The organism is Shewanella sp. 10N.286.45.A1, from assembly GCF_041470405.1.
GTDB lineage: Bacteria > Pseudomonadota > Gammaproteobacteria > Enterobacterales > Shewanellaceae > Shewanella.
On record NZ_JBFRMK010000024.1, the window covers coordinates 1 to 26629 of the forward strand.

18 protein-coding genes and 1 pseudogene are annotated in these 26629 nt (G+C 44.4%); 14 read left to right on the top strand and 5 right to left on the bottom strand.

The features are described 5' to 3' along the window. The first annotated feature begins 629 nt into the window (after positions 1 to 629). The 12 genes from AB4238_RS02170 to panP all read left to right on the top strand — a co-directional run bounded on the left by AB4238_RS02170 (position 630) and on the right by panP (position 19043). The gene (locus tag AB4238_RS02170; protein WP_372030919.1) at positions 630 to 2912 is read left to right on the top strand and encodes a multiheme c-type cytochrome; all 2283 of its coding nucleotides are present in this window, start codon (positions 630 to 632) and stop codon (positions 2910 to 2912) included. A gap of 472 nt (positions 2913 to 3384) precedes the next feature. Next, positions 3385 to 5634, top strand: coding sequence for an OmcA/MtrC family decaheme c-type cytochrome (locus AB4238_RS02175; RefSeq protein ID WP_372030920.1), 2250 nt, complete (start codon positions 3385 to 3387; stop codon positions 5632 to 5634). 341 nt (positions 5635 to 5975) lie between these two features. Continuing rightward, a complete protein-coding gene (locus AB4238_RS02180) occupies positions 5976 to 7958 on the top strand; it encodes an OmcA/MtrC family decaheme c-type cytochrome (protein WP_372030921.1) in 1983 nt (660 codons plus the stop codon). Positions 7959 to 8062: 104 nt separating this feature from the next. Continuing rightward, positions 8063 to 9049 carry a DmsE family decaheme c-type cytochrome gene (locus tag AB4238_RS02185; protein ID WP_372030923.1) on the top strand — a complete coding sequence of 329 codons (987 nt, stop codon included), beginning with the start codon at positions 8063 to 8065 and terminating at the stop codon, positions 9047 to 9049. 12 nt (positions 9050 to 9061) lie between these two features. Beyond that, entirely contained in the window at positions 9062 to 11164 is a 2103-nt protein-coding gene (locus AB4238_RS02190; protein ID WP_372030925.1) for an MtrB/PioB family decaheme-associated outer membrane protein, read from the top strand. 162 nt (positions 11165 to 11326) lie between these two features. Beyond that, positions 11327 to 11902: a hypothetical protein gene (locus AB4238_RS02195; RefSeq protein ID WP_372030927.1), complete on the top strand. Its 576-nt coding sequence runs from the start codon at positions 11327 to 11329 to the stop codon at positions 11900 to 11902. Between the two features lie 29 nt (positions 11903 to 11931). Beyond that, entirely contained in the window at positions 11932 to 12534 is a 603-nt protein-coding gene (locus tag AB4238_RS02200) for a uracil-DNA glycosylase family protein (protein WP_372030928.1), read from the top strand. Between the two features lie 40 nt (positions 12535 to 12574). Further along, positions 12575 to 13723 carry a sugar diacid recognition domain-containing protein gene (locus AB4238_RS02205; protein ID WP_372030930.1) on the top strand — a complete coding sequence of 383 codons (1149 nt, stop codon included), beginning with the start codon at positions 12575 to 12577 and terminating at the stop codon, positions 13721 to 13723. Positions 13724 to 13794: 71 nt separating this feature from the next. Next, positions 13795 to 14328, top strand: a complete 534-nt coding sequence (locus AB4238_RS02210; RefSeq protein WP_372030931.1) for a type II secretion system protein — start codon at positions 13795 to 13797, stop codon at positions 14326 to 14328. A 222-nt stretch (positions 14329 to 14550) separates the two neighbouring features. Next, the gene (locus AB4238_RS02215; protein ID WP_372030933.1) at positions 14551 to 15909 is read left to right on the top strand and encodes a GntP family permease; all 1359 of its coding nucleotides are present in this window, start codon (positions 14551 to 14553) and stop codon (positions 15907 to 15909) included. Between the two features lie 126 nt (positions 15910 to 16035). Then, positions 16036 to 17190 (top strand): glycerate kinase, encoded by a 1155-nt coding sequence (locus tag AB4238_RS02220; protein WP_372030934.1) that lies wholly within the window; start codon positions 16036 to 16038, stop codon positions 17188 to 17190. A gap of 206 nt (positions 17191 to 17396) precedes the next feature. Further along, on the top strand, positions 17397 to 19043 hold the full coding sequence (panP, locus tag AB4238_RS02225) for a pyridoxal-dependent aspartate 1-decarboxylase PanP (RefSeq protein ID WP_372030935.1): 1647 nt from the start codon (positions 17397 to 17399) through the stop codon (positions 19041 to 19043). A gap of 33 nt (positions 19044 to 19076) precedes the next feature. Here panP and AB4238_RS02230 read toward each other — a convergent pair whose 3' ends face one another. Continuing rightward, the gene (locus tag AB4238_RS02230; RefSeq protein ID WP_220736713.1) at positions 19077 to 19712 is read right to left on the bottom strand and encodes a trans-aconitate 2-methyltransferase; all 636 of its coding nucleotides are present in this window, start codon (positions 19710 to 19712) and stop codon (positions 19077 to 19079) included. 383 nt (positions 19713 to 20095) lie between these two features. Beyond that, positions 20096 to 20599: pseudogene (locus AB4238_RS02235) on the bottom strand (transposase); the annotation flags it as partial. Positions 20600 to 21119: 520 nt separating this feature from the next. Between AB4238_RS02235 and AB4238_RS02240 the strand changes: the two are divergent. Further along, the gene (locus AB4238_RS02240; protein ID WP_372030937.1) at positions 21120 to 21620 is read left to right on the top strand and encodes a hypothetical protein; all 501 of its coding nucleotides are present in this window, start codon (positions 21120 to 21122) and stop codon (positions 21618 to 21620) included. A gap of 552 nt (positions 21621 to 22172) precedes the next feature. Here the strand turns inward: AB4238_RS02240 and AB4238_RS02245 are convergent. Next, the gene (locus AB4238_RS02245) at positions 22173 to 23906 is read right to left on the bottom strand and encodes a phospho-sugar mutase (protein ID WP_372030939.1); all 1734 of its coding nucleotides are present in this window, start codon (positions 23904 to 23906) and stop codon (positions 22173 to 22175) included. Between the two features lie 300 nt (positions 23907 to 24206). Here AB4238_RS02245 and AB4238_RS02250 point away from each other — a divergent pair, with 300 nt between their 5' ends. Beyond that, positions 24207 to 25052 (top strand): pseudouridine synthase, encoded by an 846-nt coding sequence (locus tag AB4238_RS02250; RefSeq protein ID WP_372030941.1) that lies wholly within the window; start codon positions 24207 to 24209, stop codon positions 25050 to 25052. A gap of 170 nt (positions 25053 to 25222) precedes the next feature. Here the strand turns inward: AB4238_RS02250 and AB4238_RS02255 are convergent, their stop codons facing one another. Continuing rightward, complete coding sequence (locus tag AB4238_RS02255; RefSeq protein ID WP_372030943.1) at positions 25223 to 26011, bottom strand: SDR family oxidoreductase; 789 nt, start codon at positions 26009 to 26011, stop codon at positions 25223 to 25225. Next, on the bottom strand, positions 26011 to 26583 hold the full coding sequence (locus tag AB4238_RS02260) for an N-acetyltransferase family protein (RefSeq protein WP_372030944.1): 573 nt from the start codon (positions 26581 to 26583) through the stop codon (positions 26011 to 26013). The genes AB4238_RS02255 and AB4238_RS02260 overlap by 1 nt, the downstream gene beginning before the upstream one ends. Positions 26584 to 26629: the final 46 nt, after the last annotated feature.

The following is a 26629-nucleotide window of genomic DNA, read 5'->3' on the forward strand; positions in this document are numbered from 1 at the left end:
GCGAAAGCTCGTAACGCAGTAATGAAAACATTGAAACGAACCCGAAGGGCCGCGCTTCTTGGTTATTTTGACTGTGTTGTAGGTTATTTGTGAAGAATGACTAAACGACATAGCCTCCGCCTTGTTAAAATAGCCAATAAACTGCGGCAAAAACAATGTTGAAAGCTCAACAGCCCTCAATCATTAGAGCAATCATCCATCTAGCACAACCACAACAGACAGCTGCATCACACCCACGCAACAACAAAACCTCATACCAGCCACACCATTCACACACCTAGAGCTCATATGTGATGAACTGGTTAACAGCCTTGTTATTCATTCATCTCAAAAAATTGACGTAAATCAAAGTTACTCTCGAAATCAACCAATACTTTCAGGTAAGTTTAAGCTTTCTACCGCCAAGCTTAACTGAGTATTAAATGCATACTCCTTAGACTCCTAACTCTTTATAAACAATGACTTTAATATCTAGTTAACATCTAAGAGTAAGGTGGTGGGTATAACTCACACTTACTCTATCTATTTTATTGCCTACTACCTCTTTTGGGTAAGATCGTGTTGAGGAAGCTCCTCACGCTGTAAGAGGTAAAAACCTCACAGCAGATAAAAACTATGCAGGGAATAAAATGATGATAAATAAATATAAACTCGCTACCGCTGTAAAATCAGCAATCGGCATTGGCGCACTTTCTTTCGTGCTCGCTGGCTGTGGCAGTGATGGTAAAGATGGCGAAGATGGCAATAATGGTGAAATTGCAGTACATATTGACAGTGTTACTGCAGTCAAAACTGAAGTTGACCTAGCAAGTTACGACGATGCAAGTGGCACGCTAACTGTAGAATTTAACCTAACTAACCTAAACGGCGTCGCCGTGACTGGTCTTGAAGATTTAACCGACCCTCTACGCCTTAGCTTTGGCCGAATGGGAACGAAAGCAGAAGCTTTCTTGCCTTATGATATTATCGACTCAGAGGGTAATAGCACAACGGTTGATTCTCGTGGCGATGGCGAACGTGAAATTTGGTTATCTTACCGAAATAAACAGAATGATGACCTAGTCACAGGTACTGATAACTGGCGTCCAAACCGTAACTGTCCTGAAGGTCAGCAGTGTTTAGAATATCTTGGCAGCGGTAAATACCGTATTACAGCACCTGATGTCATTGACACTAAGAGCTTAGATTACGGATATGATTCTGCGCAGGTTCAAGGCATTTACTTAATGACTTATGGCGCTGGCGCTAACAAAGTTAAAAATGTCGAAGCTTATTACTGGGAGCCAGCAACAGAGCGCCCTGTTAGCTCACCAAAATCAGTATTAGAAAGTCAAACATGTACCAGTTGTCACGTCGGCGAAGAACACATTCGTCACGGGAACTACGGTAACACCGCTGACGGCTGTCTTTTCTGTCATACCGATTACACTCAATACGCTGGAACAGGTACTGATGATGAAGGTAATGAAATCAACTTTACCATTGATGGTTCAATCAAAGGCCTTGCCCACGCCATTCATACTGGTGCAACTGAAGGTGACCGCCGCTCAGTTGGTAAGTTTGACGCCGTTATCGCCAATGCTGAAAAGAACCCTGTATTTGGTTATAAATATGACCGTGCAGCGCAAGTCGATGAAGAAGGTAACCCGTTAAAACCGCTTAATTACCCGGCTGTGACTGCAAGCTGTGAAAGTTGTCACGTCCAGTACACTGAAACTGAAGAGACATTACCAGAAGACGTAACTGTTCATGCGCTTGACTGGTTTAAAGATATGGATGCAGATAGCTGTCAGTCATGCCATGGTGATTACCACTACGGCGGCCGAACGACTACAGATGAGACTGGTGTTTCATATGTTGGTTGTGTAGCTTGTCACACTTCAAATGATGGTAATACCCGCGGTGGTGCTTTCCGTCACTTTGCTGGTCACGAAAAAGATAGCCGTGAGTCAGCGATTGAAGCCGGCAAACTTATCGAGACTCAATACAGCAATATCGTTTGGAATTCAGATGTCAGTGAACTGAGCTTTACCGTTAACCTAATGTTAGGCGAACAAGCAGTTACCAGCGCACATGTTTCTCAAGTATCTATTTATGCCAACGCCATTGATTCTGCTGCACCAGATGCTTTCCTTGCATCACGCCCTAGCGCAGAAGTAACAGCGAATGCAGATGGAAGCTTTGGTGTTGTAGTTGATGCTACGGGATCTAGCTACACGTTACCTGCATTAGCAGAAGCGATTGATAATGGTGCCGACCTTGCCTTATCAGCAAGTTTCAGCGCTTGTTTCACCAATAAAACATCGACTCTGCTTGAGCTCTCTGAAGGAGAATGTTCAGGTATTTTGAGTGCAAACGCGGCCAAAACTGAGTTCTTGAAGTTAGACGGTACTGCTGGTGCTGAACGTGCGAGCGCAGTTAACTATGAAAATTGTGCAAGTTGCCACAATAATGACATGGTTGTTCGTTCAAGTGGATTCCACTATCGTAATGCCGATCTTCATACCTGTGCCCAGTGTCATGAAGCCGGTGATTACAACAGCATGATTGTCCGAGTTCACGGTACATTTGGCAAAGCACACGGTCGCGAAGACGTTCAGGCTTTAGTTGATACTAAGACCTGTACAGCGTGTCACGATGATGCAAACTACAGCTTAGAAAATGCACGTTCGACGCCAATGCGCTGGAACCGTAAAGATGAAACATTCTCAAGCCCACAAGCTGGTGTTTGTGCATCTTGTCACGTATCAGAGAGCTATCAAGACAGCCCACAAGTTGAATCAGCTAAATCTCACATTGAAAACATGGGCGGCATCGTCGCTGGTACCTATGAAGACGCACAAATGGCCAACGAGACTTGTCTAACCTGTCACAATGCAGACAAAGTAGCAGAAAACCATAAACTAAAATAAGTGGTTTAATAGTCGGCTTTGTCGATTATGACTACTACCTTTTAGTCATCATTTAGTGTTTAAACGCCTAAGCGAGAAGTTTATCTTCTCGCTTTTTTCGTTTTAAATAAAAATGAAACCAATCGACAAACGCGCTAAAGATTTAAAACTAATTAACGCCGTCAACACAGTCGCTTACCAAAGAACAGTAACGCTGCACTATCGCAACAAATAACCCACATTTCAGGCGAATTTTAAAATGGAATCTTAAGTGATCGTTAAAATAGTCCTAAAAACACACTTTTCTCTCTACCTCTAAAGAAATAGTCTGACCTTAATCACATAAAGCATCTAAAACACCTGCTAAAAATTACGCTGTTAGTTAGCCTTAGAGATGGAAATAAAATTCCACACACTAAATAAGGGTAAATGAGATTTGTTCTCAAATTGAATCCCTTTTTGGTGATGATTAAAAACTATTGCAGGGACAAAAATGATGAAATTTTTCAACTTAAGCGCGACTTCAAAAGCGCTACTTACAGCAGGGGTGCTTTCGTTAGCAGTTTCCGGTTGTAGTGGTGACGATGGCAAAAATGGCGAAGATGGTGAGAATGGTGTTGTCGGCGTAAATATCGACACAGCTAAAAGCGTAAATGCTATCTTCACAGACGCTACCGTCGATGCAGGAACAGTAACAGTTAATTTTAAGCTTCAAAATGACAACGGTGTCGCTGTTCTTGGTTTAACAAAGGAGCATGATTTACGCTTTGGTATTGCCCAGCTAGCTCAAGAAACTCGTATGTTTGGTGAAGGTGACGATGCTGTAGAGTTTAATCGTGGGTTTCAATGGCAAGCTTACATAAATGCAGAGAAAACACCAAATCCGGACTGGGTACCTGAAGGTGAGTCCGATATCAATCCTTCTAACCAATTCCAAGCTGATGTAGAAAAAGCATCTAGCTGTGATACTTGTTTTGTAGACAACGGTGATGGTAGTTATACGTATACTTTCCAACAAAACATTGCGGAAGTAACTGAACCAGTAACAGTAGCTTACAACGCAGAAAATACGCAACGCGCAACGCTTGAATTAGAACTTCCAGGTTTTGCCGCCAATGGACACTTTGATTGGCAGCCATCTACAGGTATGACTGACGGAATCCAAACACGTGACGTTGTAGCTATCGAAACATGCTACACCTGTCATCAGCCTGAAAGTTTAGAGTTCCATGGCGGCCGTCGTATCGATCTAGAAAATTGTGCATCTTGCCATACATCAACATCTGGTGACCCAGAAAGTGGGAACAGCGTTGACTTTACTTATATGATCCATGCTATTCATAAGGGTGATGCCCGCACAACTTATGCTCCAGATGCTCCAGGCGCAGATGAGAATGGTAATATTCCTGCACCATATAAAGTTATTGGCTATGGTGGTGGCGTACATAACTATGGAAAAGTAATGTATCCACAAAAGCCGGCTGCAGATTGTTCTGCTTGTCACGTTACAGGCGATGATGCACCAGCGAATTCAGATCTATTCCTTTCTAACCAAAGTAATACTGCATGTATAGCGTGTCATACTACTATGCCAAAAGCATATCATGACCCAAGCAATGAAAATTGCATGTCTTGCCACGTCGAAGATGGATATGCACGAAGCGGTGCTGAAGCTCACGATGATGCAACTAAAGCTTATAACCTAAGCAAAGAATATTCAGCCACATTCAGCAATATCAAACCTGCGGGCCAAGGCCTAAGCTTTGACGTTCAACTACTTGATGAAGCTGGTAGCCCAATTGCTAAAGAGTTCATTTACCAAAAAGGTTATTCAAACCCATACATCGTGATCTCTTGGGATATCGATGCTGATTACCCAGCTTATACTACAGGCAGTAAGTACTCAGAACGTCGTATTAGCTTATATGATACGTCACAAGCGACATATGATTCAGCTAGCAAGACATTCAACGTTACTAGCCAAAATATCGTGTTGCCGACTGACATTAACGGTAAAAGCTTTGAGCTGCTACCAGTAGTGAAAACATGCTTTAAGAAAGGCGGCTATGGTCGACCAGTTGTTGAAGCAATGTCTTGCTACGATGATGAGGGTTCGATTGCCAGCAATGCAAAAGCTGCCTACATTCAAGATGAGCCTATGCGCTTTATTTGGAACAATGGCCAGTCAGAAGAGCCTGCAGTTGCACGTCGTGCCATTGTAGAAGACGCTAAATGCGATAGCTGTCATGGTGCAGAGTTCTATCACGATTCTAACGGTGTTAATTGCCAAGCATGTCATACCTCAGATAAATCACTTAAAGACGTTACAAATGATGCTGGTGAAGTTGTTGGTACTAAGCCAACTAGCTTCGCTTATAAAGCACATCACGCTGACGGTCATTACTTGAAGTATTCTGGTGTTCAATCTGGCACAGTCTTAAAGACTGATTGTGCGACTTGCCACACTGATGATGGTATTACTTTAGGTCGAGCTACTGATAGAGTATGGACATACCCGTCTAACCCATCGGAAGCAAAATCTGCAACAATATTTGTATCTTCAGATGCAGGAACTTGTTTAAGCTGTCATCAAAAGTACCTAAGTGATGCGGGTAAATCTCACATTGTTACTAACGGTGGTATCTTAGACGGTACTGATGCGGCAGATGTGCGCAATAGAGCGAAAGAAGCTTGTGCGACTTGTCACTCACCAGGACAAATCAAAGAGCTACACGGCAACTAATCAAGATTGTGTGTAACTAAAAAGGGAGGCGTTGCCTCCCTTTTTTATTGAGAATTATTTCCAACTCACGAATACAAATTTTCTTACATATTTTGTACATTTAACGTTATTTTAAGCTTCAGAAACGTCGTTTAACCGCCCCACCTAATACCTCTTTAGAAATAGAAAGATCCGCATCACACATTAGCACCTAGGCTGCTGATTTTAGCCCTACATTACGTTAGCCTTTCATTGGGGAATCTTATTTCCAGCATTGACTTAAGCGGCTATTAAAAAATTACAGTCGGTCTACTGAATCGGGCCACACGTTTAAGACAATGCCAAACCTATGCAGGGAAAAAATGATGAACGTAAAAAAATCTAAAATTGCGCTGCTGTTAGCAGCAGGCGCTGTATCAATGGCCTTAACCGGCTGTGGTGGCGATGATGGTACTGACGGCAACCCAGGCAACCCTGGTGGTCCAGCAGCTGAATACATCAATACGCTGAATCTTAAAGTTACTGACGTAACCTACACTGATGGCCAACCAACAATTAAAGTGTTTGCCACTAACGAAGAAGATCTTCCAGTTATTGGTTTACAAGACCTAGGTGTTGTTGCCGCACAGCTAACTCCTCAAGGCGCAACAGGTGCAGGTAACAGTGCACAGTGGACCCGCACAGCTCGCGCTTCTGGCGTTGAAAGCTACACAGATAATAAAGACGGTTCATACACATTTTCGCTTGAACTTGATGAATACAATGCGGACATGACTCAGCGTTTTAACGTATACGCTGGTGGTAAAGGTTCAACACTTGCTGATGGAGCAACAACTGTTCCGCGCCGTGAAATCGTTGCAGACTTTGACGGCCAAGGCTATGAAGCCAAGTACACTAAAGACATCGTGTCTCATGAAACTTGTACTAACTGTCATGCTGAAGGTGAGCCACTCACCACTCGCCATAGCAGCTACTACACACAAGGAACCTGTGCAACTTGTCACAGCAGTTCAATGTCGACTGAATCTCAGTGGAACCACTTAATCCACAATATTCATAACACAGCGAAAACATTCGAAGACAAGTACGGTAAAGAATATACCGGTGAAGCAGCTGAAGCACTTATTCAGAATAACTGTAAATCTTGTCACGTTGAGCCAGAAGCTGATAGCGGTGAGCTAGCTGAATGGGGCAACTGGTCACGTATTCCAACAATGGAAACTTGTACTAGCTGTCACACTGGTATCGATTTTGAAGCAGGTAAAGGTCACTCTCAGCAAGCTGATAACTCCAACTGTATTGCATGTCATAACTCAAGCTGGACTGAAGAGCTACACACTGAAGGCTTTGCTCAAAAGAAAGCCGTAATAGATCAAATTGGTATGACAGCAACCTTAACGGGTGTGGCTGAAGACCAGAGTGCTGAACTTTCTATCACATTCACCGATGCAACAGGTGCAGCAATAGATGCCAACAGCATTTTGCCTAAAATCAAGCGTGTCGAGAGCATCACCAATGTAGGCCCAAATTTCCCAGTCATGGGTTATAGCGCAGACCTTGCAAACGGTATCAAGAAAAAAGTTAGTATCGATCTAGTGAAAGATGGCGCACTCAATGGTGCTGAAATCGTTGATGGCTCACTTGTCATAAATACCGGTGAACTATCTTTTGGTGCTGAAGGTACAGATGCAGATACGGCATTTAGCTTTATCGGGCTTCAAATGTGTAACGAAGGTACCGAATTGGTTGATTGTGCAGACGGTGTTGAAGTTACCACTATGAAAGCCGAATTAGCACACGGTACTCTATCAGGTGAAGCTCCAAGCGTACGCCACACTGATTCAGTGAACTTCAAGTCTTGTGAAAGCTGCCACAGCACTGATTGGCCGTTAAACAGCCATACCAAGTACCATACCGGATTTGTTATGACCGAACAGCTTGGTCGTGAAAATGCTGAAGGTGAAATGGTCGTTGGCGTTGACGGTTGCGTATCTTGCCACAATCAAACGGGTACTTTCCCAGGTGCACAGGGTGCTTTCGAAACTAAAGTTCACTTTAGACATAGCGAAGAAGGTGTAGTCAAAGATTGTACTCAGTGCCATAACGATCTTAACTTGGATGCGTTTAAATCTAAAGGAGCAATCGCTCTCGCTGGCAATTATACAACGCCAATCACTGCAACATGCTCATCTTGCCATGGTTTAGATAACATCAAAGTCCATGCTGAAGGCCAAGGTGCAAAAGTTAATGTTAGTTACAGTGAAGCGACTGACGCGGCTCAACTAGAAACATGTTTCTACTGCCACGCACCAACTCCAGCGGATCACACTGCGGTTAAGATGTAATTTGTGCAGCTCTTCTCAATGACTTAAGTCATTAAGAGTGTTGAAAATAGGGGGAGTCCTCTCCCCCGCTTTCACAAAAACTGTGCAAATTTAGGAAATCGATTATGAAGATCACCAAGAAATTAAAAACCTTACTTCCTGCGATAGTCGCCTCGGCGGTACTTTCACTTGGCTTTGCTCAAACAGCAGTAGCGTCAAAGTGGGATGCCAAGATGAGCCCTGATGAAGTTGAAGCCACACTAGACAAGAAATTCGCCGAAGGACAATATTCTCCTAAAGGTGCTGATTCTTGCCTTATGTGTCACCGTAAATCAGAAAAAGTCATGGACATCTTCAATGGTGTTCACGGTTCTGTTGACTCAAGCAAGAGCCCAATGGCAGGCCTTCAATGTGAAGCATGTCATGGCCCAATGGGTAAACATAACCGCGGCGGCAATGAGCCAATGATTGCCTTTGGTCCAGACTCTACACTAGCTGCTGAAAAGCAAAACAGTGTATGTATGAGCTGTCACAAAGATGACAAGCGTATGGATTGGAATGGCGGACACCATGACAATGCCGATATCGCTTGTGCTTCTTGTCACTCAGTTCACACAGCCAAAGATCCAGTGTTATCTAAAAATACTGAGATGGAAGTCTGTACTAGCTGTCATACCAAGCAAAAAGCTGACATGAACAAGCGCTCTAGCCACCCAATGAAATGGGCACAAATGGTATGTAGCGATTGTCATAACCCACATGGAACAATGAGCGATTCAGATCTTGTTAAACCTAGCGTTAACGATACCTGTTACTCATGTCACGCAGAGAAACGTGGCCCAAAATTGTGGGAGCATGCACCCGTCACTGAGAACTGTGTTACTTGTCACAACCCTCATGGCAGCGTGAACGAAGGCATGCTAAAAACTCGTGCTCCGCAATTGTGTCAGCAGTGTCATGCCTCACCTCATAGCGGTCAGCCTCAGTTTGGTAACACAGATCAAGGATCGACTGTTGGCGGTAACGCCTTTACAGGTGGTCGAAGCTGTCTAAATTGCCATAACCAGATCCATGGTTCAAACCATCCATCTGGCAAGCTGTTCCAGCGCTAAGGAGACGAGAAGATGAAATTCAAACTAAATTTGGTCACCATCGCCCTTCTTGCTAGTGCCGGTGCTGTTCTACCCGGCGCTGCTATGGCAGCTGATGGCTACGGTATTCAAAACGCGAATACCGATAAAGTAAAGTTCGAAAAATGGGACTGTAAACGTTGTGCAGTTGAAACAGGTTACAGCGGCTCTATCGGTGTTGGCGTTGGTTACAACGACAGCAATGATATCCACTCAGCTAACGCATTTGCTGCAGAGGATGAGTTTGCTGGTAAAGTAGATGCTGACCTTAAATACGCAGGTAAAAGTGGTTACCAGGCATCTATAGAAGCTGATAATTTAGGTATGGAAAATGGCCGCGCTGACATCAATGTCGGTAAAGCTGGTCAATACAACCTAAACCTTAACTATCGCCAAATCGCTACCTACAAAACAGATAGCGCCATGAGTCCATACCAAGGGGTTGGGAGTGATGACCTTACCCTTCCTGGTGATTGGGTTCATGCTGGCAGCACCCAAGACATGACCAACTTAAACGCAAGCCTTAATCCACTTGAGCTTTCGCTTAAGCGTAAAAGAGCGGGTTTAGGTATTGAGTATCAAGGTGAGTCTTTATGGAGCACGCATATCAACTATATGCGTGAAGATAAGACCGGCCTTAAGCAAGCTTCTGGTAGCTTCTACAATCAATCAATGATGATTGCAGAACCTGTTGACTACACGACTGATACTTTAGATGCTGGCGTTCGTTTTAGTGGTGACAACTGGTTTACCGCCCTAAACTACAACGGCTCAATGTTTAAAAACGCTTATAGCGAATTGTCTTACGACAACGCGTTTAGCCCAACCTTTGGTGCGCAAACCACAGGTTATATGTCACTGGATCCTGACAACGAAGCCCACACGGTATCCTTAATGGGTCAATATGTGGCTGGCAAAACCATCATGAACGGTCGCGTTCATTATGGTCAAATGACCCAAGACCAAGATTTCAATACTTCTGGTTACGGTTATCAAATGCCTTCTGAATCGCTTGACGGTAAAGTTGAAACCACTGGTGCAACCCTTAAGGTTGTATCTCGTATCAATCGCCAGCTCCGCTTAAATGCCAGCTACGATTACAACGATCGTGACAACCAAACCAACGTTCAAGAGTGGACGCAGATCAGCATCGACTCAACAACGGGTCAAGCGGCTTACAACACGCCTTACGACATCACCACACACAAAGCTAAACTAGGTGCAGACTACCGTCTTGCGCGTGGCCATAAACTTGAAGGTGGATTTGACTACCGTAAAGATGAGCGCAGCTATCAAGACCGCGAAACCACAGAAGAAAGCACAGTATGGGCGAAGTACCGTATCAGCGCATTCGACAAGTGGGACATGTGGGTTAAAGGTAGCTACGGCGAACGCGACGGTTCTGAGTATCAAGCATCAGAATGGACGTCTGGTGAGTCAAATGACTTACTACGCAAGTACAACCTAGCCGATAGAAAGCGTACTCAAGTTGAAGCTCGTGTTACTCACAGCCCAATTGAAACGTTAACCATCGACTTTGGTGCTCGCTACGCACTTGATGACTACAGCGAAACTCAGATCGGTTTAACTGAATCGAAAGATATCAGCTACGATGCAAGTGTGAGCTACCTACTCACTGAAGACATGACTTTGACAGCATTCTACAACCGTCAAAACATCGATTCAGAGCAAGCTGGCAGCAGCAACCTCTCTACGCCAAACTGGTTTGGCGTAGTAGAAGATCAAGTTGACGTCATAGGCGCAGGGTATAGCTATAACAACCTGATGGAAAAGAAACTGCGTTTAGGCGTTGATTACACTTACTCAGATTCTAATAGTAATACCCAAGTTACCCAGGGGATCACTGGCGACTACGGCGACTACTATGCCAAAGTTCATAACGTCAATGTTTACGCACTTTACCGTGCAACAGACAAAATGGACGTACGCATAGACTACAAGATGGAAAAGTACAAAGATAACGACGCTGGCAATGACATTGCGCCAGACGGGATTTGGAACGTGTTAAGTTTTGGCAGCAACAGCCATGACTACAACGCGCACCTAATCATGCTAAGCATGAGCTACCGTTTATAGTTGTTAGCTTCTCTAAAAACCCGCCGAGTGCGGGTTTTTTTATATCCAAATACAACTGACGTTCCGATCCAGCTCTAGATCTCACCAAATACTCCGCTTTCATCTTGAAGTTCCTGCCACTTTAAGCCAAGGTAAGCCATCTATCATTGACTATGACATCTGATGAAACCCATCCCCGATTCTATAAAACCTTTACTGTTTCTTTCCGTTTTCGCGCCCATGCCAGCATTGGCCTTTCAATCCGATACCACCAATATTTTAATGTTGGCGATTTCGTTAGGTGGCTTTTGCTTTTTCAATTTATTACTGACGGGTCTGTTTTACTTTACTGGCAAATATCAAAGTAACCGTTTTGCGAAATTGCATACGCTTATCTCGTTTATTCCAGCAGTCATTACCTTTGTTATAGCCATGGTTTATATCGAAGGTGCTGGCGCTATTTCGCTTAATCTTGGGGTTATCATTGTAAGCATTGCGCTGAGCTTACTGCCGATTCAGCTGAGCCATCATGCCAAAGCTCCCACCGAGAAGACCCCATTAATATTGGCTATAGTGGCGTTATTAATGATGCTTGTTGGCTATTACGCTGCGCCGCTAACCATATTTGCTATCGCCATCGCCCATGTTGCCGTGCTGAGCCGTGGTAGTATTGGCGTAAAATTACTGAGCTACGCTACACTCATTGCAGGATACAGCTACTTAGGATACTGGGCTTATCAAATTGCGCTACATAGCTAATTGCAACCAAACTAAGCTGAAAGTGAATAATGCCAAAAGACAACCGTCTCGATAATTTGCTTAATCAAGTACAGCAATGTCAGCTGTGCAGTGAACATTTGCCGTTTGCAGCCAAGCCCATTATACAGCTTGGCAGCAATGCGAAAATATTGATTGCAGGGCAAGCTCCAGGGCAAAAAACACATCACAAAGGTCACCCTTTTGACGATGCCAGTGGAGAGCGCCTCAGGAGTTGGTTGGGGGTCACTCGCGAACAGTTCTATAACCCTGAACTGTTTGCCATTCTACCTATGGGGTTTTGCTTTCCGGGCAGTTACTCCGCTGCTGATAAGAAAAGCGGTGATAAACCACCGCGTCATGAATGTGCAGCCACTTGGCGCCAGCCAATTCTCAATGAACTTAAGCACATTGAACTCACTTTACTGGTTGGCCAATATGCCATTGAGTGGCATCTAAAACAAAAGCTAACTGTCACGAAAGCGGTTGAACAGTGGCAAGAGTTATGGCCAAAGATATTGGTTATGCCCCACCCCAGCCCAAGAAACAATATCTGGCTAAAAAGACACTCAGAGTTTGAAAGGCTGATTATTCCTAAGTTGCAAAATAGGATCACAGAGCTCATTAAGATGTAATCAGCTTTTAAGGTAATATGTCATTGCCACAAGGACAACTATGTACTTTTTAGATGGCGCACTTGCCAAGCAAATAGTCAACCGAACCATGAAGATTATTGGTCATAATATCAATGTGATGAATAAGCATGGCGTAATCCTTGGTTCAGGAGAACCCCAGCGTATTGGTGAAATACATGAGGGTGCGCTACTGGCAATTAGCCAGCAGAGAACCGTTGAAATAAGTCATGCGAGTGAAGGAACGTTACACGGCGTCAAAGCTGGCATAAACCTGCCACTGCACTATAAAGGTGACATCATCGGCGTTATTGGTATCACCGGTGAGCCTACCGAACTTGGTCATTATGGTGAGTTATTAAAAATGACCGCCGAGATCATTGTTGAACAAGCAAACTCAATTGAGCAAGCACAGTGGCAGTATCGCCAAAAAGAGGAGCTTATTATTGATCTCATCAAATCTGACGGCCCTTTTAGTGCTCACCAACAAAACTGGGCATCTCAGTTAAATATCGATCTAGACACTCCGCGGGTTGCAGCCATTATTCAAGTACAGACTGATGATGAAGAAACCTCAGCGAACTCAATGTTAAAACAAATTCTTCACTTGTTAGAAAACCCATCCCGCGGCAACTTAGTCGCCATGACGTCAATGACCGAACTGGTGATCTTAAAGCCTGCATTTCTTGACGGTAAGGCGTGGGATGCTGAACTTGAAAGCCAGCGTATAGATCAACTGATAGCACGTTTACCCATAGAGTTAAGAAGCAGGCTTAAAATATCCCTTGGGCACTTTTTCCCAAAACCACAAGAGATTAACCGCTCTTATCAAACAGCGCTAGAAACCCTGTCTATAGGTAGCCAAATGCAACCTGATTTGAGTAAATACCTTTATGAAGATTTTTCGCTATTGGTACTTTTGTCATCACTAAAGGGCAACTGGCGTGGAAAGGAGTTAATCAGCCCCTATCAATCTTTAATTGATGCCGATAAAAACGGTCAACTCAGCAAAACCTTAAGCTGTTATTTGCAGCATTTTGGTGATCAGCAACAATGTGCCAACGCGCTATTTATTCACCGCAATACACTGCGCTATCGTCTTGATAAAATTGAGACGGTTACCGGAGTCAACATGCAACAACTGGATGGATTACTGCAACTATACTTAGGTCAGGTATTGTTGACACAGTAATAAAAAGCAAACGTTCGTTAAAGTCAGCCTCTTCAATACCATATCGTGCTTGAAAATACACGAGGTAGCATATGGCTCATTCTCGGCTAGAAAAAGGTTTTACACTGATTGAATTAGTGACGGTTATTATCGTACTTGGCATTCTCTCGGTTATCGCAGCACCTAAGTTTTTGAACTTACGAGCAGATGCCAAAATAGCTGATCTGCAAGCTATTGAAGGAGCCATGAAAAGTGCACTTTCTCTGGTTTATAGTAAAGCTGCAATTGAAGGGGAGGAGGTCGAAACTGGCAGCATCACTCATGCCGGAGTAGATATACCACTTTATAACGGTTATCCCGCCGTTAATGGTGGTGATAGTTTCGATGAGCTCAATGAACAAGTACAGGCTTGGCTAGACATTGACTCGGTTTCATTGACCACAATCAAAAAAGACAACAGCGCAGCGCCGCTATTTATTGATAAATCATCGCCTAATAACCAAATCTATATCTTTTTTTCAGAAGATTTAGCTGATAAAAGTGTGAGCTTTAACTGCCATATTCTCTATCAGAACAAAGTTACAAATAGCCAGTATGAAGTATTTGTCAGAACTGATGATTGTTAAATAGACTTGTCCAACAGCCATTCTCAAACATAAATTTGTGCATAAGCACAAATAACAGCTGATATTGTTGGGACATTCAGTGCTTTATGCCAAAGCAATCTCTGTGACTGATCCCCATAATAATCTAGCCTGAAATTCTATGACCTCTCATTAATAAGAGCGATTGTTATATTTGGCTTAAAACCCTACACCTAACTAAAAATACCCCAACAGGGAAACGCTATGAGCCTCATACTGATCTTATTGGCTGTAATTGCATTTATTGTAATTGCTACCTCAAAATTCAAGCTCCACCCCTTCTTAACGCTAATTCTCGCCTCCTTTATGGCGGCATTTGCCTATGGCCTTCCAAGTGCCGATATTGCAAAAACCATCACCTCCGGTTTTGGTGGCATATTAGGTTACATCGGTCTGGTGATTGTGCTTGGTACTATCATAGGTACTATTCTTGAGAAAAGCGGCGCCGCTATCACTATGGCCGATGTGGTCATCAAGGTACTAGGCAAGCGTTTTCCAACCTTAACCATGTCTATTATCGGTTATATCGTTTCGATTCCGGTGTTTTGTGACTCAGGCTTTGTGATTTTGAACTCACTGAAGCAATCGATGGCCAACCGCATGAAAGTTTCGAGTGTCTCGATGAGTGTGGCCTTAGCAACTGGCCTTTATGCCACTCACACCTTTGTACCACCAACGCCTGGGCCTATTGCGGCGGCGGGCAACTTAGGTCTTGAATCGAACCTAGGTTTAGTCATTTTTGTTGGTGTATTTGTAGCCGCTATTGCAGCGCTAGCTGGTACGCTGTGGGCTAACCGCTTTGCTAACGTTCAACCAGACGGCGAAGGCGCAGAAGAACTGCTTAATCAAACTGAAGATTATGAGAAACTAAAGCAAACCTACGGCAAACTGCCTAGCCCAACCCGCGCATTTGCACCAATCTTTGTGCCGATTTTACTTATCTGTTTTGGCTCAATTGCTAACTTCCCATCGGCGCCGTTAGGTAACGGCGTACTATTCGATGTATTGGCATTTCTCGGTCAGCCGGTTAATGCTCTGATGATTGGTCTTTTCCTATCATTGTCTCTACTTAAAAGCAGCGACAAAGTTAAAGAGTTTAGTGAGCGCATTAGCCAGGGGCTAGTTGTTGCGGCACCAATTCTACTGATTACTGGTGCTGGTGGTGCATTTGGCGCAGTCCTTAAAGCAACAGAAATTGGTGCATTCCTAGGGACTTCGCTATCGGCACTCGGAATAGGCATCTTTATGCCGTTTATCGTCGCTGCCGCGCTCAAATCTGCGCAAGGTTCCTCGACGGTAGCGCTAGTGGCGACCTCTGCACTTGTTGCGCCAATGCTAGGTGATATCGGGCTTGCAAGCGACATGGGCCGCGTACTGACGGTTATGGCTATTGGTGCAGGTGCAATGACAGTCTCACACGCGAACGACAGCTTCTTCTGGGTAGTGACTCAGTTTAGCCGCATGAGCGTTAAACAAGCCTATAAAGCACAAACAATGGCAACACTGGTTCAAGGCCTTACCGCCATGACTTTAGTGTACATTTTAAGCTTAGTCTTGCTATAAGCGCACTGTTAACGGCGAGCACTCCCGCTCGCCTTTACCCTGCACATACCACTCATTAAGATTACCATTACAACGCTAAGCTTTATCTCACCAGTTTCAGCGATGAGTTAAAAATAGGAACACTGCATGAAAATTGTGATTGCCCCCGATTCATTTAAAGAGAGCCTAACCGCAATGGAAGTGGCTAACGAAATTGAGCGAGGATTTCGCACAGTATTGCCTAATGCTGAGTATGTAAAAATGCCTGTAGCCGATGGCGGTGAAGGCACGGTACAGTCAATGATTGATGCCACAAACGGCAGCCTGATTTGGACAACGGTAACGGGACCTGCTGGCGACAAAGTGAATGCCTTTTATGGCATTTTAGGCGACAGTTACCACGGCAGTGAGAAAACTGCAGTCATCGAAATGGCGGCCGCTTCAGGCTTGCATTTAGTCACTGGTGAGCAGCGTAATCCACTTTTTACCACCAGCTACGGCACGGGTGAGTTGATTGTTGATGCGCTTAATCGTGGTATCAAACATATCATCATTGGACTGGGCGGCAGCGCAACCAATGACGGCGGCGCAGGAATGGCGCAGGCACTAGGGGCGCACCTTTTAGATGCCGATGATAAGCCTATCGCACCCGGCGGTGCGGCGCTGGCAACTTTGCAGCAGATTAACCTTACAGACCTGCACCCTTTACTTACACAATGTCGCTTTGAAGTCGCTTGCGACGTCAACAACCCACTTTGTGGCGACCATGGCGCTTCGGCGATCTTTGGTCCACAAAAAGGGGCAACGAGCGAGATGGTTGAGCAGCTCGACACAGCGCTAAATCACTACGCTGATGTGATTGCAAAAGCGGGGGTTAAAGATAACCGTCACTTAAGCGGCGTTGGTGCAGCTGGCGGTATGGGCTTAGGTGTGATGGCATTTCTTGATGCCCAACTAAAACCTGGAATAGACATCGTGATGCACACCGTTCATCTTGCAAGCCATATTAAAGGAGCGAGTTTAGTTATCACAGGTGAAGGACGACTAGACAGCCAAACTTTGCATGGTAAAACGCCAATGGGAGTTGCTGGCGTTGCCAATAGTCTCAACGTACCAGTGGTTGCGATAGCGGGTTGTGTCAGTGACGACGCCAATATATTGCTAGAACATGGTTTTAGCGCACTATTTTCAATAACGCCACGAGCTCTGCCGTTAGCCGAAGTGCTGGCGAATGCTAAAAGCAATCTATACACCTGCAGTAGAAACGTGGCTGCACTATACAGTCTATCGGCTAGAAACTAGTATTACCGCCTTAAGCTTGTAATCAATTCAAAAACTAAAGGCGCTTAGGCGTCTTTTTGTTTATTGCAACGTCACTTAAACAGCTAACCACAACCCCAAAGCACTTTTCTACTTGATGCGCTATAAAGCTTACAGTAAAGTTAGCCACCAACTTAAAGACTGATCCAACGCACAAAAATAGTGTGATAAGTAGAGATAGTTAGCCAATGACACCAAGACGAGCCACCGCTTCTGAAGAGGCACTACTGAGAATTTTTACCGTTCCAGAAGCCCCCGATTCAACCCTTAGTGTTATTGAGCAAAATATCTCACAGAACTTAATGGGCTTTTTGCAGGAAAGTGTAGTCGCGGTTGAGAAACCTCTCACCGAGATTGAGCTAGACTTCCAGCAACATCAAATTCCAGCCGCGCCGCAATTTGTCTCAGATTACGCCGACGACATGATGCAAACGCTTGTCGCCCACTCTGTGCATACCTCTGCGCCGAGCTTTATTGGCCACATGACATCAGCGCTGCCCTACTTTGTACTGCCGCTATCAAAAATGATGGTCGGTTTAAACCAAAATCTGGTCAAAATAGAAACATCAAAAGCCTTTACACCGTTAGAGCGCCAAGTGTTAGGCATGATGCATCACCTCATTTATGCTGAAAATGACGACTTCTATCAAAGCTGGATGCACAGCGCTAACGTCTCTTTAGGCGCATTTTGCTCTGGTGGCACCGTTGCTAACATTACCGCTCTTTGGACTGCCCGTAACCAACTGTTAAAAGCTGATGGCAGTTACCGCGGCGTCGCAGCGCAAGGGGTAATAAAGGGCCTACGACATTACGGTTATGACGACTTAGCCATTCTAGTGTCTGAGCGTGGCCACTACTCTTTAGGCAAAACAGCCGACCTACTCGGCATTGGCCGCGAAAATATCATCCAAGTGCCCACAGCAGAAGACAACAAAGTCGACGTATCAAAAATGCGGGACTTAGCCAATCAATTGGCCGCCGACAACATCAAAGTGATGGCGATTGTAGGCGTTGCAGGCACCACCGAAACCGGCAATATCGACCCACTAAATGAACTCGCTGACTTAGCGGGCGAGCTTAATTGCCATTTTCATGTTGATGCAGCATGGGGCGGCGCCAGCCTGTTATCTGAAAAGTATCGTCACCTCCTTGCAGGTATAGAACGCGCAGACTCTGTCACCATTGATGCTCACAAACAGATGTATGTACCTATGGGCGCAGGCATGGTGATCTTTAAAGATCCCACTTTCGCTAATGCGATTAAACACCACGCCGAGTATATTCTCAGAAAAGGCTCGAAAGATTTAGGCAGCCAAACCTTAGAGGGCTCACGCCCCGGCATGGCAATGCTAGTCCATGCATGCTTAAAAGTGATTGGTCGTGACGGCTATGAAATACTGATCAATAACAGTTTGGAAAAAGCCCGTTATTTTGCTGATTTGATCAATCAACATCAAGAGTTTGAACTGGTGTCAAAACCAGAGCTTTGCCTGTTAACCTACCGCTATGTGCCGCAGACCGTGCAAATCGCAATGGCCAATGCACGAGCAAATAATGACGTAGAAAAACTAACAGAGTTTAACGCACTGCTGGATGGATTAACTAAGTTTGTGCAGAAACGTCAGCGAGAACAAGGCACATCTTTTGTTTCTCGCACGCGGATTAACCCTGAAAACGCGCAAATGATGGACATCAAAGCGGTGGTATTTAGAGTGGTACTAGCCAATCCACTAACGACGCCAGAGATCTTGCAGCAAGTGCTTGCTGAGCAAACAGTTATAGCTTCTCAAGAGCAGCGGTTTTTACCGCAACTTTTGACGCTAGCAGCGCTGTAACGCTTAAGCTAAATAACACACTGCACGTGCATTTTAGTCAGCATCTAGCCTAGCGGTGATAAATAGATCCGTCACCTCACCAATCGGGCTTAACTGCTGTTTACGCTTTAGTGCCAATAGCTTAAAACCACGTCGACTCAATGCAGGCACTAACTGCTCTGCATGGTGAAAATAGGTATAAACCTTATCACCATCACTTGAAGTGTCCTCGCGTACTTTTGGGCACTCCCCTTCCATCGTACTTAAATACAAAACCCCCTGAGGATTCAGCCTTTCAGCCGCGGCATCGATAAGTGCAATCGCCTCATCTCTATCAAGGTAAGGCAAACAAAAGCCACACATTATTGCATCGAACCTTTCTGTAACCTTGCTTAAGTGGCGGCTGTCTAACTGCAACACTTCAATTTTAGGGTTGTTTTTCTTAGCAAGCAGCAACATATTGGGCGCGAGATCCGTCGCCAATATCGACAAATTTGGCTTCTCAGATAACAGCATTTTAGTGATATTTCCTGGCCCACAAGCCAGCTCTAACACACGGGCATCATCAGTTGGCAGATGGTTGATAAATGAATCAAAAGTATCAGCATACATCGCAAGATCCATGTATTTGTCTTCATACCTTTGCGCTAATTTATCAAAAGTATTTACCGATATTTGATTATTATCCATTGCCTATTCCCTAGCACTTGGTGCTTTAAATGAATTCCAATATTGATGTTGTTGATTATTTAATCATCTACACTAGCGTTCAATTAGCTGTTCTACAACAGCTAATTCAAGCAAGGTTCAATTACGAGTTAACTATGCTATTAACTCGCAAGTGCGTTCTAGCATTATAAGCTAACGTAGTTTGGCAACTTCGACAGGGAATAAGTGTTTTCTATTGGCTTCGTAAACCGTTTTCCCAGAGTTGGGTTAGGGTCTAGCACGTTTATGCCCCAAAGCGAGTTTCGCAGTTCAGAAGGTAAATAGGGTGAGTAAAACTTTATCCATAGAAAATCTAACCTGAAAAAGTGTGATAATCTAAAAAGGTTATGCCTGTCTTATCTTTTTTCAGCGCCTTCTAACGTGGATTCAATCACACCGCGTAAGCCGCCATTCCTGCTTGAGACTATAAGATTAAACTCTGCCAACAACGAGGTGAGCTGGTTACTCATCGCCGTTTTTTGTTTGATAGCAAGTTCTCGTAACCTCATAACGGATTGCAGTTGCTGCTGCTCGACTGTTTTACCTGTGATGAAATTGACCTCGGGTAACAGTGCGGCTTGAACAATCGCTAAAGCATCATTTCTATCTGTTTTTTGATTCTGCCTGACAGCTGAGACTAACTTTGCTGAGATTAACTTAGCCTCATGAGCAAATGATATTGCTTTTTGTTTCCAATAATTAGACATTCCACAAGCTTCGAATATGATAGTTACGGGGACTGAGTTGGCCAGCCAGTCGATAAATTCATTCGGTGTCATTTCAGTACTTGAGCGCATCTTGCTATTGGTGAAGACACAAACTTGAATTACATTTTTAGACAGACCAACGCCAACAATAGTACCTTTCATTTTGGACTCCAAAATCTCGTGAGAATTGAGATATACCGTAACCGATTAGAGTGGGGAGTCCAATTATCTACACTGAATTAGACAAGCATAATTCTGGTGATTCGGAGTTATGGCTATAAGGCTAGTTTATTATCTGTCGCTAATTCGCTCCGCTCCCTTTATGTATGCAAAAACCGCTGTAATCCTGTACAGGTATAATGAGCTTGATGAATCAGACAGATTTATCGATGCTAGAAAGTGAAATAATTGCATCGATAAATTTTTAACATCTGAAATAGCAATTCCTTATCATACAGTTAGATTTCCGTTTTAATCTTACAAGAGACCCGATAAATGTTCTGCATTACTTTTCAGGGGTAGTACATTCCACTTTTGTTAACATTTGCAAGATTAACTCCTTTACTTCAATGAGGTACGTTGCTAGTTTTGACGTAAGTCAATAATAGAGCAGGGATTTATCCGAGACGCAGGATAATAAGCTGTTAGGCTTGTCAAATTATAATCAAACTAAGGAGTTAAAATGATTTTTCGATTAATCGGTGTTTTTCTTGGGTTATCAGTTTCTGCAATGAGCGTTCATGCGGAAGAAAATTTGATTGTTAGTATGGCAAAGGAAAACGGAGTTAAACGTTGCATACCCCAGTTAGAAACAGTTTCTAACTTTATCATAGATAAAAAATCTCATGGAACTCATGCTGCGTGGAATAGTGATGGTGCCGATAACCGAATGTACTCTTCGATATCATCGAAGGGATACGCGGATGGTGATTCTCACGTATCCGTTGTTGCAAGTATCAATTCAGAAGGGAAATGTGATGCGTATTATGTTGAAACCTTTGCGTTAGCAAAATCTTGCATGGCTTCAAGAGAAACAACATATAAAGATATGGAGTATGTCGGAACAATAAATAGTAAAACTATAGTATTAAAAAATACAGGAGGTGCTAATTATTACCTTTCTGCACAAGGAGCTTCCGATAATATATGCTTGGTTTCTAAAAGAGAAACCATTTACCAATAAGCCTAATCGGGTAGCCAGAGGTCTCTAGTCACCAGCCCCTACACCACACTGCATGCGGCTCCGCACAGGACGGTTCCCAAAGACTTTTGTGATTAATGTAATTGTAATTAGGGTCAGTGTAAAATTTATCAGGACAGGGCAGGTTGTACGGTTCAAAGAGGGATTTTTGGATAAGTGTAAGATACTTTTTATAATCAACATAAGGCCAATTAGAGCTAACGTTCTAACCCTTTTTTGTCCAAAAACGAGTTTGCGACTAAAGTAGACTTACTCGTTATTCATCTGATTTGGGCTGTGCAAGCTTCTAAATCATGGATGATTTAGCAGAGCCTATAGGGATATATTCACGGCGACTTACAAAAGCATAATGCAGCTAAATGACGCTTGGCTGCTTAACCTCGATACTGATCTTTAGACTCCTCAGGCTACCTCATAGCGGTGCAAAAATGGTTAATCACTTAGGTTGAACGCCACTAATATTGCAATCAATACCGTCTATTCCAATAAAAAGCCACCTTGCGGTGGCTTGTCAATTTTAAAATGGCGATTAAGCTATTTAGGCAAATCTGCTTGATGGGCGTTAATAAATGCGTCCATATTCGCCTGTGCTCTTTGTTGTGCACTGGCTAGCGTGTCGTTTGCATTCATAGTCTCGACCACTTCGTAGTAACACTTAATCTTTGGTTCAGTGCCTGATGGCCTCACAATCACTCTGGCATGGTTATCGAGGCGGTAGATAAGCACATCGCTGGCGGGCAGATTAATGGCTTCTTCACTGCCATCGGCAAAAAGGCGCTTGCCTACACTAATGTCATCGGTTGATACCACTTTATGCCCTGCGATTGCTTGCGGCGGGTTATCACGCAGATAAGCGCCAATATTCGGTGTGGTCGGCTTTAATGCGATACTCACTTGGCTATTAAGATGGAAACCATGCTGGCGATAGATGAGCTCCAATCTGTCCCAAATCGTTTGCCCTTGACTGGCAAGTTCTGCAGTGAGCTGCGCGAATCCAACCAACGCCGATAAACCATCTTTATCCCACACCATAGTGCCAAGGGTGTACCCGAGTGCTTCTTCATAGGCAAATAAGAACTGATTAGCATCTGTTTGCTCGCTCATTCCCACATTGGTTAACCATTTAAAGCCGGTGAGCGTGGTTGTGCAAGTCGCATCCATACTGGCGGCCACTTTTGATAATAGGCTTGATGACACAATCGTTGTGCAAGTTAAACGCTGGTTGTCACTGGCATGTGATAGCAAGTAATGACCAAACAAGACGCCGACTTGATCGCCTGTGAGCATTTGATAGTTGATTTGATCGTTGTCATCAGCGGTGCGCACAGCAACCGCGAATCGGTCGGCATCAGGATCGTTAGCACAGGCCAACATCGCGTTATGTTTTTTCGCCTCTGCAATAACTAAATCCATCGCCCCTTTCTCTTCAGGGTTTGGAAAGTTCACCGTGGGAAAGTCACCATCGGGCTGTGACTGCGCCGCTACCGAGTATACGTTGTCAAAGCCAGCATCTTGCAGCACGTTTAACGCCATCTCATTACCCACGCCATGCATAGCAGTATAAGCGAGGCTGACTTGTGCGGGCTCAGTGTAATTTTGTAACACTGGCGACTGATGCACCCCATCACGATAAGCTTGGTAAAAGTCATCCCCTAAGATCTGTAAATGGCCAGCCATTAAGGCCTCATCTAACGTGGGCAGCTTTATCTGCTCGGTGGCCGCTTTTTCAATACATGCAGCAATCCCGCTATCATGGGGGGGAATAATTTGCGCGCCATTACCCCAATACACTTTATAGCCGTTATATTGCGGTGGATTATGGCTCGCGGTCACCACAATGCCCGCTCCTGCACCAAGGTGCAGCACACCAAATGCCACCAGCGGCGTGGCTGCTATCTGCTTTGTCAGGTACACTTTAATACCCAGTCCACACAATACACTGGCTGCATCTTCAGCAAACTGTTGTGAGTCGTGGCGGCCATCATAACCAATGACTACACCGCGAGTGGCAATATCACTCACTTGTGCCTGTAGATATGCGCCGAGACCAGCAGAAGTTTGCTGCACCACTAAACGATTCATTCGAGTTGGCCCTGCGCCAACTACGCCACGAAGGCCTGCTGTACCAAATGCCAAACGCCCAGCAAAGCGCGCGGCTATGGCTTCATTGTCATTAGCGTCAAGCAAAGCCTGTAGCTCTGCGCGCATTAATGGATCGGGATCATTGTTGAGCCAGTTTTGCACTCTAAACTTTAACTGCGTATCCATGATTCACTCCAGTTTTTACCCGCTAAATAGCCGCACTGATTAATACCAGTGTCGGTTACTGCAATTGAAAACGATTAAGATCCACATTAAGCCTAGCTCATAGCGAGAACAAGATAATTTGCATTAAAATTTTTACATCTAGCCAAACGCCTTAATCCTGTATGTTCAGCTACCAACGTTCTTTACAAAACCGTTGCCTCGACACGCTCGTATTAAACACATTGATAGATAGAGGTCGCAGCGCTTGCAGTAGTTAGTGTAAAATAGCTGGCCAATCTTTAAAGACTACGTAATCAAGCCATGAGCCTGCAAAAAACTGAATGCCATATCAAAGTCATCGATCCTCAAATTGATGCTGTCAGCCTGTTAGCTAAGCAAACAGGTCTGAGCAAACAGTTAATCAAGCAGGCGATGCAAAAAGGCGCGGTTTGGCTCACTCACGGTAAACAAACCAACCGTTTAAGACGAGCAAAAAAAGCGCTTAATCAAGGTGATGAGTTGCATCTTTATTACAATCAAGCAGTATTAGATGAGCAAATTGAAGCTGCTGAGTTACTATTTGATGAAGGACAATATAGCGTCTGGTATAAGCCATTTGGAATGCGCTGCCAAGGGTCAAAATGGAGCGACCACACCACGATTAATCGTTTTGCTGAGACACGTCTAACGCCAGCTCGTAGTGCTTATATTATCCATAGACTCGATCTCGCTGCCACCGGATTGATTGTGCTGGGTCATAGTAAAAAGATCACTGCAGCCATTGCCAAATTGTTTGAAACTCGCGCTTTAGATAAATACTATCAAGTGATCGTCGAGGGTGAATTTCCAGATTCAAAAGTCACTATCGATAGTGATGTCGATGGCAAATCAGCGCTATCTCACGCCCACAGGCTTGAATACAATAGCGAATTAAATCAGTCTAAAGTGCAGGTGAAAATCGAGTCAGGTCGTAAACATCAAATACGGGTGCATATGGCAAGTGTTGGTCATCCTGTTATTGGTGACAGACTGCACGGTAATGGCAATGAATCGACGCCCAATTTACAGCTCACCTCATGTTACTTAAACTTTATCTGCCCAGTCACCCATCAAGATAAGGTGTTTGAGCTACCACAAGCTTATCGACCTCACTTTAAAACAAGTTGATAAAACTATTTAGCAAACAAGCTGATACTGCTGAGGCCAACGCTAGCAAGTAGTATTCTTTGCGTCCTCACAAGCAAAAAAGCTGACTTTTAATAGATAACTGTTAATAGTTACCGGTTAATAGTTACCTGTTAATAAGCAATAGTGTAATCTGCGGTGGGAAGGCTGAGTTACCTTCCACCGGCTAAATCTATAAATGACCCTGTCACATAAGAAGCCGCATCTGATAATAACCATGCGATAGCTTCAGCAACCTCTTCAGGGGTCCCACCCCGCTGCAGCGGTATTTGTGGACTTAACCTTTCAACGCGATTGGGCTCGCCGCCATCGGCATGCATATCGGTATGAATAAAACCTGGTCTAACGCCGTTAACCCGAATCCCGTCGGCTGCCACTTCAAGCGACAAACCTTTAGTCAATGAATCCATCGCCCCTTTTGATGCGGCATAATCGACATACTCATTGGGTGCGCCGCTTCTAGACGCTGCCGAGGAGACATTAACGATAGCGCTGCCCGCTTGCATTGTTTTAATGGCTTCTCGGCAACATAAGAAACAGCTACTGACATTGGTATTCATCACGCGATTAAACCGCGCTAGACTCATGTCGACCAGCTTTGACTGAGTAAACAACACGCCAACGTTATTCACTAAGTGCGTCACTATGCCCAGTTGCTGCGCCGTTTCAGCAAAGAGCCTGACAACATCCACCTCTTTTGATACATCAGCTTGAATGGCAATAGCGTGTCCACCCGCTGACTTTATATCGGTGACAACCTGCTCTGCAGCTTGTAATTGCTTATGGTAATTCACGCACACACTATAGCCTTGCGCGCCCAATAACTTAGCGGTTGCAGCGCCAATGCCTCTGCTCGCGCCAGTCACTATCACCACTTTATGTTGACTGGTACTAATATTGGTATTGGTATTGGTATTGGTATTGGTATTGGTATGAGTCATCAGCGCTCCTCGGTGTCAGCCAAAGCAAGTACATTTGCTGGCATTACGGCTTTTGACATCATGCTGTAAGCCTGAGGTTTGCCATCGATACGAAACATATCTGCAATTTCAGCGCACTTGCTAAAGCCTGTGCGCTCATAGAGCCGGCATGCTATTTGGTTATTAGATAATACCCATAAGTCGATACACTCAATATCAGTATGGGTTGCCGTCCAGTTAAAAATGGACTCAATAAGCGCATAACCGAGTCCTTTACCACGAGCAGTAGCATCAACCCCCATACCCAATAAAGCTCGGTGAGCGGTGTGCCCTTCAGCATGAGCGCGTATATCGATATGACCAACGATATTACCGTCAATCAATGCCAATAACATTTTACGCCAACCTTGCTCACCTAATTTAGTCGCAATCCCGTGATTGAAACGAGATTTCATGGCATCGCTCAAGTGAGACTCAGTCCGAGACATAGGCTGAAATACCGGGGCACCGTCGACACCGTTTTCAGCAAGTTGACGCGAGAGGTAGCTAAAAAATGCTTGCATGTCCTTTTGATCAGCTAATCTAATTTGCAAGGTGTTACTCCCTAGATACACATTCCATTTAATCTTTTTATTACGG